This window comes from Bacillota bacterium (genome assembly GCA_009711825.1).
GTDB lineage: Bacteria > Bacillota > Proteinivoracia > UBA4975 > VEMY01 > VEMY01.
In genome coordinates, this window is record VEMY01000021.1 from 91,164 (window position 1) to 108,108 (window position 16,945).

A 16,945-nucleotide genomic window follows, 5' to 3' on the forward strand; every position below is an offset into this window, starting at 1 on the left:
AAGGCCACAACAAAACTGAGCCTTCGGAAAGGACAAACCATATGAACGAACTAAAAATTTTCTCCTACGAGGGGAAAGAGGTCAGAACGATTCAGAGAAATGGGGAGCCGTGGTGGGTGCTGAAAGATGTATGTGATGTATTAGGATTGACGACACCTACCAGAGTAGCTGAGCGGCTTGACGAAGATGAAGTGAGTCAGACTCATCTCACCGACGCAATCGGCAGACAACAGGAAACTCTTATTGTCAGTGAGAGCGGGCTTTACAATGTTATCCTGCGCTCTGATAAGCCGGAAGCCAAGAAGTTCAAACGCTGGGTTACTCACGAGGTTCTACCGCAAATCCGCAAACATGGCGCATACATCACCACCTCCAAGCTGGAAGAGATCATGAATGATCCCGATTCCTGGATTAAGCTGCTTACAGCCCTTAAGAAAGAGCGGCAGGAAAAGGAACGACTCCAGCTTCAGGCCGCTGAAGACAGGCCCAAAGTGGTCTTTGCCGATGCGGTGTCGGTCTCGGAAGGCACCATCCTTATTGGCGAGCTGGCAAAAATCCTCAAAGGCAATGGAATAGAAATTGGGCAGAACCGCTTGTTTGAAAGGCTCCGACAGGACGGCTTCCTCATCAAGCGCAAAGGCACCGATTACAATGCACCGACCCAGAAGGCAATGGAACTGGGGCTGTTTAGGGTCAAGGAAACCGCCATCACCCATTCAGACGGACATGTCACCATTTCCAAGACCACTAAGGTGACCGGCAAAGGACAGCAGTATTTTATCAATTATTTTCTCGGTGGAGGTGCGAATGGCCATGGACAGGCGTAACAGCGAAGGATACCCCGACCCCACCGCCGCAGAAGCCCTGACAAACGTGGCTCTGGAGGAAAAAGCAAAAGTAAAGCAATACCGCCCGCTTGTCTATATTTGCTCGCCCTTTGCGGGGGATATTGACTACAATACAAGCCGTGCCCGCGGTTATTGCCGGTTTGCGGTCAGCGAGGGGTGTATTCCCCTTGCACCGCACCTCCACTACCCACAGTTCATGGATGACACCGATAAGGAAAGCCGTGAGCTTGGGCTATTTTTTGCACTGATTCTCCTTACCAAATGTGACACGGTGTGGGTGTTCGGCAGCCGGATTTCGGATGGAATGACCCGAGAAATTGCCAAAGCCAGGAGATGCGGGATTCCGATCCGGTACTTTAACGAGAAATGCCAGGAGGTGCAAGGCACATGAAAATAGCGGTGGGTAACAGTCGTATGGATAAGAAGTGGAAAAACAAGGACATTTCATGGGAGGAATTCAAGAACACTGTCCGCACCACAAAACGCACGACGGAGACAGTGTCCGAGTTTCGCAAAATGAGCAAGCCCCAGCAGGATGAGGTCAAAGACATCGGCGGTTTCGTGGGCGGTGCTCTGCGGGAAGGAAAGCGCAGGAACGGTTACGTTATATGCCGATCCCTGCTGACCCTCGACATGGACTATGCTACCTCCGACATCTGGGGGCAGATAGAAGCGCTTTATGATTGGTCGTGCTGTGTCTACTCTACCCATAAGCATACACCGGAAGCACCTCGCCTGCGGCTGGTCGTTCCCCTTGCCCGGGAGGTCAGCGAAGATGAATATCCAGCATTGGGACGAATGGTAGCAAAGGAAATCGGTATTGATTTGTTTGACGACACGACATACGAACCCTCACGGCTGATGTATTGGCCATCCACACCCTCTGACGGCGAGTTTGTGTTTTGTGAAAAGGAAGGCGAGCTGCTTGATCCCGATGTTTACCTCTCCAAATACGCTGATTGGCGGGACACCTCCATGTGGCCTACCTCGAAACGGCAGTCGGAGGTGCTGGAGCGCAGGCTAAAACAGCAGCAGGACCCCCTTGCCAAAGGTGGTGTAGTCGGCGCCTTCTGCCGGGCTTATTCCATAGAGGATGCAATCGAAGCATTCCTTTCAGATGTGTACGAGCCTTCGACTATGGCAGGCCGCTATGATTATATTCCCGCCGACAGTTCGGCAGGTGTGGTGGTCTACGACGGTAAGTTCGCCTACAGTCACCACGCTACAGACCCGGTGTGTGGAAAGCTGCTCAATGCCTTTGACCTGGTGCGGCTCCATAAATTCAGTGAACTTGATGAAAAGGCATCTTTTAGAGCCATGTCCGATTTCGCTGTTAAGGATGAGCGTGTTAAGGTGCAGCTTGCCGAGGAGCGCCGGGCGCAGGCGGAAGCCGAATTTACCGATGAAGACAACTGGCAGAGCCAGCTTGAACTAGATAAAACGGGTGCTGTAAAGGACACGCTTACCAATATCTCCATCATCCTGCGATTTGACCCAAATCTAAAGTCCATTGTGTTCAACCAGTTTAAGAACATGATCGACGTCATCGGCGAACTCCCCTGGCCCCAGGTGAAGCCCGGCTGGAGTGATACCGACCTTGCCTGCGCCAAGCTGTACTTCGAGCGCAGCTATGGGATTTGGTCACCAACTAAATTTAAGGATGCCCTGCTGGGCGTAGTTTCCGTGGAGCGGCTGTATCATCCGGTCAAGGAATACCTTGGCAAGCTATCCTGGGATGGCACCGAGCGGCTGGACACCCTGCTCATCGACTATCTAGGCGCAGATGACACGCCCTATGTCCGGGCAGTGACAAGAAAAACCTTGGTGGCGGCAGTTGCCCGCATCTATCAGCCGGGAATAAAGTTTGATTCCATCCTTGTGCTAAACGGTGCACAGGGTATCGGTAAATCCACGCTCTTTGCCCGGTTGGGTGGCCAGTGGTACTCCGATTCCCTTGCTATATCCGATATGAAGGATAAGACTGCGCCGGAGAAGCTGCAGGGCTATTGGATATTGGAGCTGGGCGAACTGGCGGGTATTAAGAAAATGGATGTGGAGACGGTAAAATCCTTCATTACCCGTGTAGACGACAAATATCGACAATCCTACGGTGTCACAGTGGAAAGCCATCCGCGCTCCTGCATTATCGTCGGCACCACCAACAGCGATGGTGGATTCTTAAGGGACATTACTGGGAACCGCCGCTTCTGGCCGGTACGGGTACAGGGCGCGGGCAAGTACCACGCATGGGAACTGACCGATGTTGACCAAATTTGGGCTGAAGCCATTGAACGCTATAACGAGGGTGAGGAGTTATTCCTTAAAGGTAGCCTTGCGGAGGAAGCCGTCACCCAGCAGCGCGATGCCATGGAGGGTGACGACCGTGAAGGTCTGGTAGCTGAATACCTCGATACTTTGTTGCCGGAAAACTGGGACGGCATGGACTTATATGCCCGCCGGAATTTCTTAAATGGCGGTGAATTTGGAGGAGATACGCCCAAAGGAACGCTGCGGCGTAAACAAGTCTGCATTATGGAGATATGGTGCGAGTGTTTTTGCAAAAACCGCGAAGCCATCAAGAAGGCTGATTCATACGAGATTGAGGGCATTCTGGGCAAGATCGGTGGTTGGGAGAAGTTCACTGGTAACAAGACGGGCAAAAAGAATCTGTCCCTTTATGGTCCCCAGCGGGTGTTCGTCCGCTCCGAAAAGGAGGTGTAGGCATATGCTCAACATTCCAGCTATGCCAAAACCCCATACCATGGGCAGGGCCGCAAGCCCCATATTTACCAGCCTTCTTGCTTTGCCTGTTCCCATTGTGCCTAAAAATCATCTATTAAATGTTGTAGTTATAAGTAATAAAGGGATAATGGGCACGTGTAAGCGCGTATACGCGCGTAAGAGTTTAAAGTGCTTGGGCACAGACATGGGCACAAGGAGGTTCTTATGCGCGAGAAACTGATAGAACAAAAACTTGTCCGGGCTGTGAAAATGGCTGGAGGGCTTGCCTTGAAGCTTGTATCGCCTGGATTTGATGGAATGCCCGACCGCCTTATACTTTTACCCGGTGGAAAGATGGCCTTTGTCGAGGTAAAGGCCCATGGAATGAAACCCCGGCCTTTGCAGACTCGCAGGCATGGAATGCTCAAGCGGCTGGAATTTAAGGTTTATGTCATTGACGATGAAGTGCAGATTGGAGGGATACTTGATGAAATACAATCCACATGAATATCAGGTTTTTGCTACTGAGTATATCCTCCAGAATCCCATTTCCGCAATCCTGCTGGATATGGGTCTTGGCAAGTCAGTAATTACACTGACCGCTGTCTTTGACCTGACGCTGGACAGCTTTCAAATCCGTAAGGTGCTGGTTATCGCCCCGCTGCGAGTCGCCCGTTATACATGGCCTGCCGAGATTGAGAAATGGGACCACCTGCACGGGCTGAAATATTCGGTTGCCATCGGAAACGAGCGAGAGCGCAAGGCGGCTCTCCTGCAAAAAGCTCAAGTCTACCTCATCAACCGGGAGAACGTAGAATGGTTGGTACAAAAGAGCGGGCTTCCCTTTGACTACGATATGGTGGTGGTCGATGAGTTGTCCTCCTTTAAGTCCCATCAGTCGAAAAGGTTTAAGAGTTTTATGAAAGTCCGGCCTTTAGTAAAAAGGATGGTTGGCTTAACCGGCACTCCTTCCACAAATGGTTTGATGGATTTATGGGCAGAATATCGGCTTTTGGATATGGGCCATCGGCTGGGACGCTTTATTGGACAGTACCGAAGTGCTTTCTTTGTACCCGACAAGCGCAATGGCCAGGTAGTATTTTCCTACAAGCCAAAGCCTGGCGCGGATGATGTTATTTACCGCCTTATTTCCGACATTACCATCAGCATGAAGAATACCGACTACTTGAAGCTGCCGGAACTGGTGATGAACGAGGTTCGCGTTAAAATGTCGCCCATTGAGGAGAAACACTACCGGACCATGAAGGATGAGATGGTGTTGTCCTTAAAGGGCAAGGAGATTGATGCTGCCAACGCGGCGGCCTTATCTGGGAAGCTCCTGCAGATGGCAAACGGTGCTGTCTATGACGAGAGCCACGGGGTGGCCCACCTGCATGACCGTAAACTGGACACCCTTGAGGATTTGATTGAAGCCGCCAACGGCAAGCCTGTCCTTATCGCTTACTGGTTCAAGCATGACCTGGAGCGGATACTGGAGCGTTTCCCAGCGGAACGACTGGACAGTGCCCATTCCATCAAACGATGGAATGATGGCGAAATCCCTGTGGCTGTTATCCATCCGGCTTCTGCCGGGCACGGACTGAACTTGCAGGCTGGCGGCTCTGCCCTGGTTTGGTTCTCACTGACGTGGAGCCTGGAACTCTACCAGCAGACCAATGCCAGGCTCTGGCGGCAGGGGCAAAAGAACACGGTGGTTATCCACCATATCATCGCCGAAGGCACGATTGACGAGCAGGTTATGAAAGCCCTGCGGCAAAAGGATAAAACCCAGACTGCATTAATTGATGCGGTAAAAGCAGCGTTGAAGGAGGATTGCGTATGAATATCGTTTGGCAGTATTTAGATAAAAAAGCGGCGGCAATTAACGCTTTGAAAGACTATAGCAGCATGCAGTACATTATTGACCACACCGATGAAGAGATTGCAGGCATCCAAGAAAGAATGAATTCTCCAAGAAGCCCCAAGCTAACTGGAATGCCGTCAGCACATGACCCCAAAGCGGGTGAAAACAAGCTGGCTGCATGTATTGATGAAATCGATGTTCTAAAAGAGCGTTACAGGCAAGCTCTGGAATACATGAATTGGTTTCAGCCTGCCTGGGAAGCACTCTCTGAAGAAGAGAGATTTGTTCTGCAGGAATTCTATCTGAACGTGGAACACAAACAAATCCAAGCGGTATTAAACATTTGCGATCGGTTCAACATTGAGCGGTCTTCCGCCTACAATAAGAAAAACCGTGCGCTGCAGCATCTGGCACTACTCTTGTATGGCAAATGAGTAATTTCGCGGACGATTTTTTAATTTCGCGGTGTTATTATAGTATTATCGAAAACTATGCAATAGCCTTCTCGGGAATACCCGCGAGGGCTTTTTGTTTGCCGAAAAAGAGGTGACCCAATGCCCTACAAACCCAAACGGCCATGTTCCCACTCAGGTTGTCCGAAATTGACAGACGGCAGGTTCTGTGCGGAGCATGCCAAGATGGAGGCTAAACGATACGAGCGATACCAGCGTGACCCTGCTGTAAAGAAACGCTACGGCAGGACTTGGAAGCGAATCCGAGACAGGTACATTGCCGCCCATCCCCTTTGCGAGCAGTGTGAAAAGCATGGACGGCTGACACCCGCCGAGGAAGTACACCACATTAAGCCGCTTTCTCAAGGCGGCACAAACGACTATGCCAACCTTATGGCCTTGTGTACCCCCTGTCATTCCGGGATTACTGCCCGCGAAGGCGGACGCTGGGGACGGTAGGGGCGGTCAAAATCTCTATGACCCTCTTCCCGTGCAACGGGCGGGGGGTCACGCGCGCAAAAATTGCAGTTCAAACGGGGGATTAACCCGCCACAGCAAGGAGGAGGTGACGACGCGTGGCAAAAGACGGAACCAACAGAGGCGGCAGGCGCGTCCGAGCAGGCGATAAGCCGCAGCCCCTTGCAGATAAAATTACAAAAGGCAAGGCTGCAAAAGTGCTTGAAGTGCCGGACATTCACCCTGAATCGATGCTGGAAGCAGAAGATCTGGACGGAGCCGCCGACTTATACGGCGAGGATATGCCGACCCCGAGCGATTACCTTAGCTCAAGGCAGAAAGATGGTAAGCCCCTGGGTGCAGATGCTCTATTCATAGAAACATGGAGATGGCTCAAGGAGCGCGGATGTGAGAAATTCGTCAATCCAAGGCTCATCGAAGCATATGCACAGGCATTTACCCGCTACATTCAGTGCGAGGAAGCCATAAGCACATACGGGCTTTTGGGGAAGCACCCAACTACAGGCGGTGCCATAACCAGTCCCTTTGTGCAGATGAGTCAGTCGTTTCAAAAACAGGCAAACCTGCTCTGGTATGAGATTTTCGACATCGTCAAGCAAAACTGCACCACAGCTTTTGTGGGAAACCCACAGGACGACATTATGGAAGCCCTCTTATCGGGCAGGAAAGGACGGTAACAATATATGAACACAACCGAGCGTTTTGAAAAAGTGAATATAGACCGGCTGGTGCCGTATGTCCGAAATGCCCGCACCCACAGCAAGGAGCAGATTCTCCAGCTTCGGGCTTCCTTACGGGAATTTGGCTTTGTCAATCCGGCCATCGTGGACAAGGATTTAAACGTCATTGCAGGCCATGGCAGAATCATGGCCGCCAAGGAGGAAGGCATTACAGAGGTTCCCTGCGTATTTGCAGAACACCTGACTGAAGCCCAGAAACGGGCCTATATCATCGCGGACAACCGTCTAGCTTTGAACGCTGGCTGGGATGCTGAGATGCTGTCAGTGGAGATTGCGGATTTGCAGGGGTCGGATTTTGATATCAACCTTCTTGGTTTCGATGATGCGGAGTTAAATAAGCTGCTGGGCAGTGTGGAAGATGTCAAGGACGACGATTTCGACGTGGAGAGAGAACTGCAAAAGCCTGCCATCACAAAGCCGGGTGACCTATGGCTTCTTGGAAAACACCGTCTTGTTTGCGGTGACAGTACAAAGCCCGATACCTTTACCCTGCTCATGGACGGCAAACTGGCTAACCTTGTGGTGACCGACCCTCCATATAATGTGAATTATGAAGGCACTGCGGGCAAAATCAAAAACGACAACATGGCTGGCGATAAGTTTTATCAATTCCTACTGGAGGCTTTTATCCTTACTGAAAAAGCAATGGCAAAAGATGCCAGCATCTATGTGTTCCACGCTGACACTGAGGGATTAAACTTCCGCAGGGCGTTTTCTGACGCTGGCTTTTACCTGTCTGGAACTTGCATCTGGAAGAAGCAGTCGCTGGTATTGGGGCGCTCGCCCTACCAGTGGCAGCACGAGCCGATACTCTTTGGCTGGAAGAAGGCTGGTAAGCACGCCTGGTACTCCGACCGTAAGCAGTCCACCATCTGGGAGTTTGACAAACCCAGGAAGAATGCCGACCACCCCACCATGAAGCCGGTGCCGCTGATTGCTTATCCCATCCTGAACTCCAGTCTGACGGGCTGTATCGTGCTTGATCCCTTCGGTGGTTCAGGTAGCACTCTTATCGCCTGTGAGCAAACAGATAGGGTTTGCCACACAGTAGAACTGGACGAAAAGTTCTGTGATGTGATCGTCAAAAGGTACATCGAGCAGGCAGGTGGTACGGAGAATGTGTTTCTCATCCGTGACGGCGTTAAAACAGCGTACATGGATGTACCGGGGGGAGCGGCGGAATAATATTTGCTCATTATTTAAATAAACAACTTGCTATTTCACAGCTTTAGAGTGATATATGTAAGCACCAAAGAAGCAAAGGAGGCTTACAAAGATGGAAATCAGATTCAACGTAACAGGCACGCGGCGCAAGGAACTGGTGAACGCGATCACCGAGGTTACAGACACTCCGGCCAACTATAAGGGTGCGCCGACCTTCGCCTATGAAATAGGCGACTTTACCGTAAACAAGGAGGGAACGCTCTCCTTTGACAGCATGACGGACAGCGACTTGGTTGAAAGGCTGCTTAATGAGCTTGCCGAGCGGGGTTTCGAGTGCGAAACCGACGATCTCCTGACCATTGAGATGCCGCTGGAGGGCTTTACCGAAGCGGCTCTTGAGAACCTCGACAGGCTCATTGCAAGCAAAGCAGAACTTATTAAGAAAGCAATTGGAGCGGACGCACTGCCTGTGGAACGGACGGAAACAACATTAAAGTTTCCATGGTTCAGGTTTGATGCCGACGGTGAAACGGTCACCGCCTACTCCCGCTTTATTGGTGCCCTTTGCGCGGCAGCAAAGGAACAGAAGCGAGTGACTGCCAAGGAAAAGCCGGTAGAAAATGAGAAGTTTGCTTTCCGGGTGTTCCTCATCCGGCTGGGCTTTGTGGGCGATGAGTATAAGGCGGCGCGTAGAATTCTATTGAAGAACCTTTCCGGCAACAGCGCGTTCAAAAGCGGCAAGCCGCCTAAAGCGGAGGTGACCGCCGATGAATAACTTTCCCTCCAGAGATATTGTGGAGCAACTGCGAAAGCAGTATCCCCACGGTACCCGTGTGGAACTGGTCAGGATGAACGACCCATATTCCAGACTGAGGCCTGGCGATAAGGGAACTGTGGACTTCGTTGACGACACGGGAACTCTATTCTGCATCTGGGACTGCGGCTCCACCCTTGGTGTTGTCTACGGTGAGGATATAGTGAAAAAGCTAGCGGTTGAAATGGAGGACACCATTCATGAATGAAAAAATTAAAGAGCAAATCCTTTCCATTAGGGCAAGCGGAGTCACAAACATGTTTGACCTTCACCGCGTTCAGTATGAAGCATATCTGCGTGGCTTTCATGAACTGGTGCTTTACCTGAAGGACCATAAGGGCGAATACAGCCGCTTTATCCTGACAGGCGAGGACGGCGAAAAAGAATAACAACAAAGTGCCAAGGCAAACGGAAACAGGGCTTCCTCGGAGGCTCTTTTCTTTTGCCTTTATTCACCGTAAGGAGGCGGTACCTTTGCGAAAACTAAAAAAATACAAGCCTACCGTCTTTATGGCGGAGGGATCATATTACGACAAGGACGCCGCCGATTACGCCGTATCTTTTATTCAAGCCCTCTCCCACACCAAAGGCTCCTGGGCGGGTAAGCCCTTTGAACTCATCGACTGGCAGGAGCAGATTGTCCGTGATGTGTTTGGTGTCCTCAAGCCCAACGGCTACCGCCAGTTTAACACGGCCTATGTGGAGATACCCAAGAAGATGGGAAAAAGCGAACTGGCTGCAGCCATTGCCCTGCTTCTCACCTGTGGTGACGGTGAGGAACGGGCTGAGGTGTACGGCTGTGCTGCAGATCGCCAGCAGGCGTCCATCGTGTTTGAGGTGGCAGCTGACATGGTTCGCATGTGTCCGGCCTTATCACGGCGGGTTAAGCTGCTGGCTTCCACCAAGCGGCTGATATACCTGCCAACTAACAGCTTCTATCAGGTGCTGTCCGCTGAGGCTTACTCCAAGCACGGTTTCAACATCCACGGTGTGGTGTTTGATGAACTTCATACCCAGCCCAATCGCAAGCTGTTTGATGTCATGACCAAAGGATCAGGTGATGCAAGGAGACAGCCGCTGTACTTTCTCATTACCACAGCAGGCACAGACACACAGAGCATCTGCTATGAGACACACCAAAAAGCCCTCGACATCATTGAGGGCAGAAAGTGTGACCCCACCTTCTATCCTGTGATATATGGTGCGAAGGAAGAGGATGACTGGACTGACCCCAAGGTGTGGAAGAAAGCAAATCCCAGCCTGGGGATCACGGTTGGTATCGACAAGGTAAAGGCCGCCTGTGAAAGTGCGAAGCAAAACCCGGCTGAGGAGAACAGCTTCCGGCAATTGCGCCTGAACCAGTGGGTCAAGCAAGCCGTCCGCTGGATGCCCATGGCGAAATGGGATGCCTGCGCATTTCCGGTAGAGGCAGCAAGCCTTGAGGGACGGGTTTGTTACGGTGGGTTAGACCTTTCTTCCACCACGGACATCACGGCATTTGTGCTGGTGTTTCCGCCGGAGGATGAAGCGGACAAATACACTGTTCTCCCGTTCTTTTGGATGCCGGAGGATAACATTGACCTGCGCGTCCGGCGAGACCATGTACAGTACGACCTTTGGGAGAAGCAAGGATATATACTGACCACCGAAGGGAATGTGGTACATTACGGCTTCATCGAGAAGTTCATTGAAAGCCTGGGTGAACGGTACAACATCCGCGAGATCGCCTTTGACCGCTGGGGAGCGGTACAGATGGTGCAGAATCTGGAGGGTCTAGGCTTCACGGTGGTTCCCTTCGGTCAAGGCTTTAAGGATATGTCGCCGCCCACCAAGGAACTGATGAAGCTGACGCTGGAGGAGAAGCTTGCCCATGGCGGCCATCCGGTACTGCGGTGGATGATGGATAACATTTTCATTAAGACCGACCCGGCGGGTAATATCAAGCCGGATAAGGAGAAATCCACCGAGAGGATTGACGGCGCGGTGGCGACAATTATGGCACTTGACCGGGCGCTGCGAAATGGCAGTGGTCCCAGCGGCACTTCAGTCTATGATGAAAGGGGGCTATTGATTCTATGAGTATATTTTCCCGACTGTTCCGCACAAGAGATAAGCCACAAAACCATGTGGGCAGCGGGTTTTCATTTCTGTTCGGCAGTACTACCAGTGGCAAGACTGTCAACGAGCGAACGGCCATGCAGACCACGGCGGTGTATGCCTGTGTGAGAATATTGGCTGAAGCCATTGCAGGGCTTCCCCTGCACATATACCGCTATCGCTTGGACGGAGGTAAGGAGCGCATAAGCCAGCACCCGCTGTACTACCTCCTCCATAACGAACCCAACCCAGAGATGACTTCATTTGTGTTCCGAGAGACACTGATGAGTCATCTTTTACTTTGGGGTAATGCCTATGCGCAGGTTATCCGGGACGGGCTAGGGAGGGTGCTGGGGCTATACCCTCTTCTCCCTAACAAAATGGATGTTCACCGCTCTGCAAGCGGTGAACTGGTCTACACCTATTACCGTGACGTGGATGAAAGCGGACTAAAACCAAAAGGTGGCTATATCACCCTGCGGCGTGATGAAGTCCTGCATATACCCGGCTTGGGCTTTGACGGACTGGTCGGCTACTCGCCCATTGCCATGGCCAAAAATGCTATCGGCATGGCGATGGCAACGGAGGAATACGGCGCGTCCTTTTTTGCCAACGGAGCCAATCCGGGAGGGGTGCTGGAGCATCCTGGCGTGGTCAAAGACCCGAAACGGGTGCGGGAAAGCTGGAACACTGTGTATCAGGGCAGTGCCAACGCCCATCGCATTGCAGTGCTGGAGGAGGGCATGAAGTTTCATCAGATTGGCATCCCACCAGAGGAAGCACAGTTTTTACAGACCCGTAAATTCCAGATCAACGAGATCGCCCGCATTTTCAGGGTACCGCCCCACATGGTGGGGGATTTGGAGAAGTCGAGCTTTTCAAACATTGAGCAACAAAGCCTTGAGTTTGTAAAATACACCCTCGACCCGTGGGTGGTGCGTTGGGAGCAGGCTTTACAGCAGTCTCTTCTCCTGCCATCTGAAAAGCCCAGATATTTTGTGAAGTTCAATGTGGACGGGCTGCTTCGAGGTGATTACCAAAGCCGTATGTCCGGTTACGCTACGGCGCGCCAGAATGGTTGGATGAGTGCCAACGACATCCGTGAACTGGAGGACATGAACCGCATTCCCGCCGAGGAAGGCGGCGATTTGTATCTGGTCAACGGCAATATGACCAAGCTGGCTGACGCAGGTGTGTTTGCCAATAATCAAGCAAAGGAGGTCAGTAAATGAGGAAATTCTGGAACTGGGTGCGGGATTCGGATGATGAACGCACCCTTTATCTTAACGGTCCAATCGCAGAGGAAACCTGGTGGGGCGACGAGGTTACGCCCAAATTATTTAAGGATGAGCTGCTGTCTGCTTCCGGCGACATTACAGTGTGGATTAACTCTCCCGGAGGCGATGTATTTGCAGCGGCACAGATTTATAACATGCTCATGGATTATGCCGGAAAGGTAACAGTCAAGATTGACGGTCTGGCTGCAAGCGCTGCTTCGGTCATTGCCATGGCTGGCGGTGATGTATATATGTCTCCTGTGAGTATGCTGATGATCCACAATCCATCAACCATAGCCATCGGCGACAGCGAGGAGATGCTCCGGGCAAAAGCGCTGCTGGATGAGGTCAAGGAAAGCATCATCAACGCCTATGAACTGAAATCAGGGCTTTCCCGTATCAGGCTCTCCCACCTTATGGACGCGGAGACATGGATGAACGCCAAAAAGGCTGTGGAGCTGGGCTTTGCCGACAAAATTATGTTTGCGGCCAGTGAGGAACCGCAAGATACAGGGCAAGGCCTGATATTCAGCCGCCTGGCGGTCACCAACTCCCTGCTTGGGAAAATCCCCAAGCCCAAACCGAAAACGGGTACCCCCATTGAGTCGCTGGATAAGCGGCTCTCTTTAATTTCCCACTAAAATTTTAAGGAGGAAACGACAATGAGTAAAATCTTAGAACTGCGTGAAAAGCGCGCAAGGGCATGGGAAGCGGCCAAGGCATTCCTGGATACCAAGCGGGGCGGCGACGGGCTATTATCCGCCGAGGACACCGCAACTTACGAAAAGATGGAAGCCGATGTAGTGGCATTGGGTAAGGAGATTGACCGGCTGGAGCGACAGGCCGCCCTGGACTTGGAACTTTCCAAGCCCACCAACACCCCTATTACCAACAAGCCTTCTTCAAGTGACGAGGTCAAAACCGGAAGGGCTGCCGCCGAGTATAAGCGTGCCTTCTGGAATGCCATGCGCGGTAAGCGTACTGCAGATATACAAAACGCACTGCAGGTTGGCGAGGATACGGAAGGCGGCTATCTGGTACCTGATGAGTTTGAACGCACCCTTGTGGAAGCGCTGGAGGAGGAAAACATTTTCCGGCAGCTGGCCAATGTCATTACCACTTCCAGCGGGGACAGGAAGATTCCTGTAGTAGCATCCAAAGGAACCGCCTCATGGGTAGATGAGGGAGGGCAGATTCCTGAAAGCGACGACAGCTTCGGTCAGGTATCCATCGGAGCATTCAAGCTGGCCACTATGATTAAGGTCAGCGAGGAGCTTCTTAACGACAGCGTGTTTAATCTGGAGAGATATATCGCCAGGGAGTTTGCCCGTCGTATTGGTGCCAAAGAAGAGGAAGCCTTCTTTGTGGGCGACGGCTCAGGGAAACCCACCGGCATCCTGGCCGCAACAGGCGGTGGGCAGATCGGTGTTACAACGGCTGGTTCGACAGCGATCACGCTGGACGAAATGCTGGATTTGTTCTACAGCCTTAAGTCACCTTACCGCAAGCGTGCATCCTTCGTTATGAATGACGCGACGGTCAAGGCCATCCGCAAGCTTAAGGACAGCACCGGCCAGTACCTGTGGCAGCCGTCCATCAAGGAGGCAACGCCCGACACCATCCTCAACCGCCCGCTGTATACCTCGGCATATATGCCTTCCATTGAGGCAGGAGCAAAAACCGTGGTGTTCGGCGATTTCGGCTATTATTGGGTGGCTGACCGTCAGGGCCGTGTCTTCAAGCGACTGAACGAATTGTTCGCCGCAACGGGTCAGGTAGGCTTTATCGCTACCCAGCGCGTGGATGGCAAGCTTGTGCTGCCAGAGGCAATCAAGGTGCTGCAGCAGAAAGAATAAGAAAGGCTGGTGCGGCATGATGGATCTGTTTGAAAAGGTCAAGGCAAACCTCATATTACAGCACAGTGAGGATGATGCCCTATTACAGGAGTACATTTCTGCTGCTGTGAACTATGCGGAGAGCTATCAGAAAAAGCCGGAGGGCTATTACACCGACAACCCCATGCCGCCCACCACAGAGCAAGCCGTCGTTATGCTGTCGTCCCATTTCTATGAAAGCCGGGACGGCAGCACCGGCGGCTTTTTTGCCGATAATGTGCAGGCCGGGCAGCAGGTGTGGAATACGGTAAACCTGCTTCTGCGGCTGGACCGGGATTGGAAGGTGTGATACATGAGCTTTGGGAAAATGAACACCTTTGTAGACATTGTTACGACGGAGCCGGTTAAAGACAGCGAGGGCTTTTCGACAAGAAGCGACACTGTACTGGCAAGCGTCCGCGCATATAAAGAAGACCGGCACGGTAATGAAAAATGGGCCAACAGAGCGGCCTTTTCAAAAGCGTCTGCCCTGTTTCGCTTTCGCAGGATACCCGGCCTTGAAATCACAACCTCCCTTGTGTTGGTTTGCCCAGACGGCAGGTACAACATCATCAGCGTGGAGGACGTGAAAGGACGCGGCATGTATATTGAGGTGCTGGCAGAGAAGGAGGTGCAGGCCAGTGGCAAAGGCTGACGTAAAAATGCCGGAGGAATTTCTCTTGAAAATATCCCGGCTGGGAGAGAAGACTGACGAGATCATCCCAAGGGTACTGGAAGCTGGTGGTCAGGTTGTGCTGGACAAAGTGAAGTCTAATCTGCAATCGGTTATCGGCAGCGGCACTAAATATCCGTCCCGTTCCACCGGTGAACTATCGGATGCTTTAGGGCTTACCCCAGCCAAGCAAGACAGAAAGGGCAATTACAACATCAAGATCGGCTTTTCTGAACCCCGGCGGGATGGTAAGAGCAACGCCAAGCTTGCCAATATCATCGAATATGGCAAAAGCGGCCAGCCAGCAAAGCCGTTTCTGAAACCGGCAAAATCCTCAAGCAGAAAGCGGTGTGTGGAGACGATGAAGGCCAAGCTGGATGAGGAGATGAATCATCTATGAGCATTTTACAAGAACTCAACCAGGCCTTATCGGCTGTAGGCATCCCCATTGAGACAGGAGTGTTTAGCGGTGTGCCCCCTGATGAGTATCTCGTTATCACCCCGATGGCGGATATCTTTGAGGTCTTTGCCGACAACCGACCCCAGGCGGAAACCCAGGAGGTTAGGTTGTCTTTGTTTGTCAAGGGCAATTATTTGACCCGTAAAAACCAGCTGGTAAAAGCATTGCTGTCTGCGGGCTTTACCATTACCGACCGCCGGTATATCGGACATGAGGACGATACCGGTTATCACCATTACGCCATTGATGTGGCGAAAGAGTATGAATTTAAGGAGGAATGAGTTATGGCGACGATAGGCCTTGACAGGCTTTACTATGCCAAAATCACTGAAGATACAAACGGCAATGAGACTTATGCCGATCCAATACCGCTGGCCAAGGCGATGACCGCAGAGCTTTCGGTGGAACTGGCCGAAGCGACCCTCTATGCCGACGACGGTGCAGCGGAGGTGGTTAAGGAGTTTCAATCCGGCACACTCTCATTGGGTGTTGACGACATCGGAGTCAAAGCCGCCGAAGATTTGACAGGTGCCAGGATCGACGACAACAAGGTACTGATCTCCTCCAGCGAGGACGGCGGCAAACCTGTGGCCATCGGCTTTCGGGCGAAAAAGGCCAACGGCAAGTACCGATACTTCTGGTTATACCGGGTCAAGTTCGGTATCCCGGCAACAAACCTGCAAACCAAGGGCGAGAGCATCACCTTTTCCACACCTACCATTGAGGGAACAGTTATGCGCCGCAATAAGCTGGACGGGCAGGGAAATCATCCGTGGAAGGCGGAGGTCAGCGAGGATGACTTAGGTGTTGAACCTGAGATTATCACCGGTTGGTATGAAGCGGTGTATGAGCCGGTCTTTGCAACGGGAGGAGGCGGTGAATGATGGCGAACGAGGATAGAAGTGCCACCATCAACATCGGCGGCGAGGAGTATCAGCTGATTCTCACCACCAAAGCAACCAAGGAAATCGCCGGACGCTACGGCGGACTTGAAAACCTGGGTGCCAAGCTGATGAAATCAGAGAACTTTGAAATGGCCCTGGATGAAGTGGTGTGGCTGATTACGCTGCTGGCGAACCAGAGCCTTTTGATTCACAACCTGAAGAACAAGGATGACCAGCGGGAGCTTTTGACTGCGGAAGCGGTGGAACTCCTGACTTCCCCTCTGGAACTGGCGGCGTATAAAAACGCCATCATGGAGGCTATGGTCAGGGGGACCAAGCGGAATGTGCAAAGCGAGGATGAACCTTCAAAAAACGCCCAGGTCGAGTGAGTGATGATGAATTGTTCACTCGGCTTTTGTATTACGGCACAGTCCAGCTTGGACACAGTGAGGATGAAGCGTGGCTTATGCCCCTTGGCCTATTAATGGACTTGTGGGAGTGCCACAAGCAGTTCTTAGGGCTTTCAAAGCCCAAACGGGAACTGACCATCGATGATGTAATCCCCTATGGGATTTAAGTATCTTTTGGGAAAGGAGGCGG

The 16,945-nt window shown here is 52.0% G+C and carries 23 protein-coding genes; all 23 read left to right on the top strand.

Annotation, left to right across the window (positions count from 1 at the left end):
- Positions 1 to 41: 41 nt before the first annotated feature.
- The 23 genes from FH749_08075 (at position 42) to FH749_08185 (ending at position 16,922) form a co-directional block, all read left to right on the top strand.
- Complete coding sequence (locus FH749_08075) at positions 42 to 827, top strand: phage antirepressor Ant (protein ID MTI95433.1); 786 nt, start codon at positions 42 to 44, stop codon at positions 825 to 827.
- Entirely contained in the window at positions 808 to 1,239 is a 432-nt protein-coding gene (locus tag FH749_08080) for a DUF4406 domain-containing protein (protein ID MTI95434.1), read from the top strand. The genes FH749_08075 and FH749_08080 overlap by 20 nt, the downstream gene beginning before the upstream one ends.
- A complete protein-coding gene (locus tag FH749_08085; protein ID MTI95435.1) occupies positions 1,236 to 3,569 on the top strand; it encodes a hypothetical protein in 2,334 nt (777 codons plus the stop codon). Before FH749_08080 ends, FH749_08085 begins: the two co-directional genes overlap by 4 nt.
- Before the next feature lie 225 nt (positions 3,570 to 3,794).
- Positions 3,795 to 4,076: a VRR-NUC domain-containing protein gene (locus tag FH749_08090; GenBank protein MTI95436.1), complete on the top strand. Its 282-nt coding sequence runs from the start codon at positions 3,795 to 3,797 to the stop codon at positions 4,074 to 4,076.
- Entirely contained in the window at positions 4,030 to 5,412 is a 1,383-nt protein-coding gene (locus tag FH749_08095; GenBank protein ID MTI95437.1) for a DEAD/DEAH box helicase, read from the top strand. Before FH749_08090 ends, FH749_08095 begins: the two co-directional genes overlap by 47 nt.
- Complete coding sequence (locus FH749_08100) at positions 5,409 to 5,867, top strand: hypothetical protein (GenBank protein MTI95438.1); 459 nt, start codon at positions 5,409 to 5,411, stop codon at positions 5,865 to 5,867. Before FH749_08095 ends, FH749_08100 begins: the two co-directional genes overlap by 4 nt.
- A 120-nt stretch (positions 5,868 to 5,987) precedes the next feature.
- Entirely contained in the window at positions 5,988 to 6,344 is a 357-nt protein-coding gene (locus FH749_08105) for an HNH endonuclease (protein MTI95439.1), read from the top strand.
- A 116-nt stretch (positions 6,345 to 6,460) separates the two neighbouring features.
- A complete protein-coding gene (locus FH749_08110) occupies positions 6,461 to 7,039 on the top strand; it encodes a P27 family phage terminase small subunit (protein MTI95440.1) in 579 nt (192 codons plus the stop codon).
- Between the two features lie 6 nt (positions 7,040 to 7,045).
- Positions 7,046 to 8,287 carry a site-specific DNA-methyltransferase gene (locus FH749_08115; GenBank protein MTI95441.1) on the top strand — a complete coding sequence of 414 codons (1,242 nt, stop codon included), beginning with the start codon at positions 7,046 to 7,048 and terminating at the stop codon, positions 8,285 to 8,287.
- A 91-nt stretch (positions 8,288 to 8,378) separates the two neighbouring features.
- The gene (locus FH749_08120) at positions 8,379 to 9,041 is read left to right on the top strand and encodes a virulence protein (GenBank protein ID MTI95442.1); all 663 of its coding nucleotides are present in this window, start codon (positions 8,379 to 8,381) and stop codon (positions 9,039 to 9,041) included.
- Positions 9,034 to 9,288, top strand: coding sequence for a DUF4314 domain-containing protein (locus FH749_08125; GenBank protein ID MTI95443.1), 255 nt, complete (start codon positions 9,034 to 9,036; stop codon positions 9,286 to 9,288). Before FH749_08120 ends, FH749_08125 begins: the two co-directional genes overlap by 8 nt.
- Positions 9,281 to 9,469, top strand: a complete 189-nt coding sequence (locus FH749_08130) for a DUF5049 domain-containing protein (protein ID MTI95444.1) — start codon at positions 9,281 to 9,283, stop codon at positions 9,467 to 9,469. The genes FH749_08125 and FH749_08130 overlap by 8 nt, the downstream gene beginning before the upstream one ends.
- Before the next feature lie 85 nt (positions 9,470 to 9,554).
- Positions 9,555 to 11,159 (top strand): terminase large subunit, encoded by a 1,605-nt coding sequence (locus FH749_08135; protein ID MTI95445.1) that lies wholly within the window; start codon positions 9,555 to 9,557, stop codon positions 11,157 to 11,159.
- Complete coding sequence (locus FH749_08140) at positions 11,156 to 12,409, top strand: phage portal protein (protein ID MTI95446.1); 1,254 nt, start codon at positions 11,156 to 11,158, stop codon at positions 12,407 to 12,409. Before FH749_08135 ends, FH749_08140 begins: the two co-directional genes overlap by 4 nt.
- A complete protein-coding gene (locus FH749_08145) occupies positions 12,406 to 13,095 on the top strand; it encodes a Clp protease ClpP (GenBank protein ID MTI95447.1) in 690 nt (229 codons plus the stop codon). Before FH749_08140 ends, FH749_08145 begins: the two co-directional genes overlap by 4 nt.
- A gap of 21 nt (positions 13,096 to 13,116) precedes the next feature.
- Entirely contained in the window at positions 13,117 to 14,310 is a 1,194-nt protein-coding gene (locus tag FH749_08150; protein ID MTI95448.1) for a phage major capsid protein, read from the top strand.
- Between the two features lie 19 nt (positions 14,311 to 14,329).
- Entirely contained in the window at positions 14,330 to 14,638 is a 309-nt protein-coding gene (locus FH749_08155) for a phage gp6-like head-tail connector protein (GenBank protein ID MTI95449.1), read from the top strand.
- Between the two features lie 3 nt (positions 14,639 to 14,641).
- Positions 14,642 to 14,983, top strand: coding sequence for a head-tail adaptor protein (locus tag FH749_08160; protein ID MTI95450.1), 342 nt, complete (start codon positions 14,642 to 14,644; stop codon positions 14,981 to 14,983).
- Complete coding sequence (locus tag FH749_08165; protein MTI95451.1) at positions 14,970 to 15,401, top strand: HK97 gp10 family phage protein; 432 nt, start codon at positions 14,970 to 14,972, stop codon at positions 15,399 to 15,401. Before FH749_08160 ends, FH749_08165 begins: the two co-directional genes overlap by 14 nt.
- Complete coding sequence (locus FH749_08170) at positions 15,398 to 15,742, top strand: hypothetical protein (GenBank protein ID MTI95452.1); 345 nt, start codon at positions 15,398 to 15,400, stop codon at positions 15,740 to 15,742. Before FH749_08165 ends, FH749_08170 begins: the two co-directional genes overlap by 4 nt.
- A 3-nt stretch (positions 15,743 to 15,745) precedes the next feature.
- Entirely contained in the window at positions 15,746 to 16,345 is a 600-nt protein-coding gene (locus FH749_08175; GenBank protein ID MTI95453.1) for a phage tail protein, read from the top strand.
- Positions 16,345 to 16,734, top strand: a complete 390-nt coding sequence (locus tag FH749_08180; GenBank protein ID MTI95454.1) for a hypothetical protein — start codon at positions 16,345 to 16,347, stop codon at positions 16,732 to 16,734. The genes FH749_08175 and FH749_08180 overlap by 1 nt, the downstream gene beginning before the upstream one ends.
- The gene (locus tag FH749_08185) at positions 16,731 to 16,922 is read left to right on the top strand and encodes a hypothetical protein (protein ID MTI95455.1); all 192 of its coding nucleotides are present in this window, start codon (positions 16,731 to 16,733) and stop codon (positions 16,920 to 16,922) included. The genes FH749_08180 and FH749_08185 overlap by 4 nt, the downstream gene beginning before the upstream one ends.
- Positions 16,923 to 16,945: the final 23 nt, after the last annotated feature.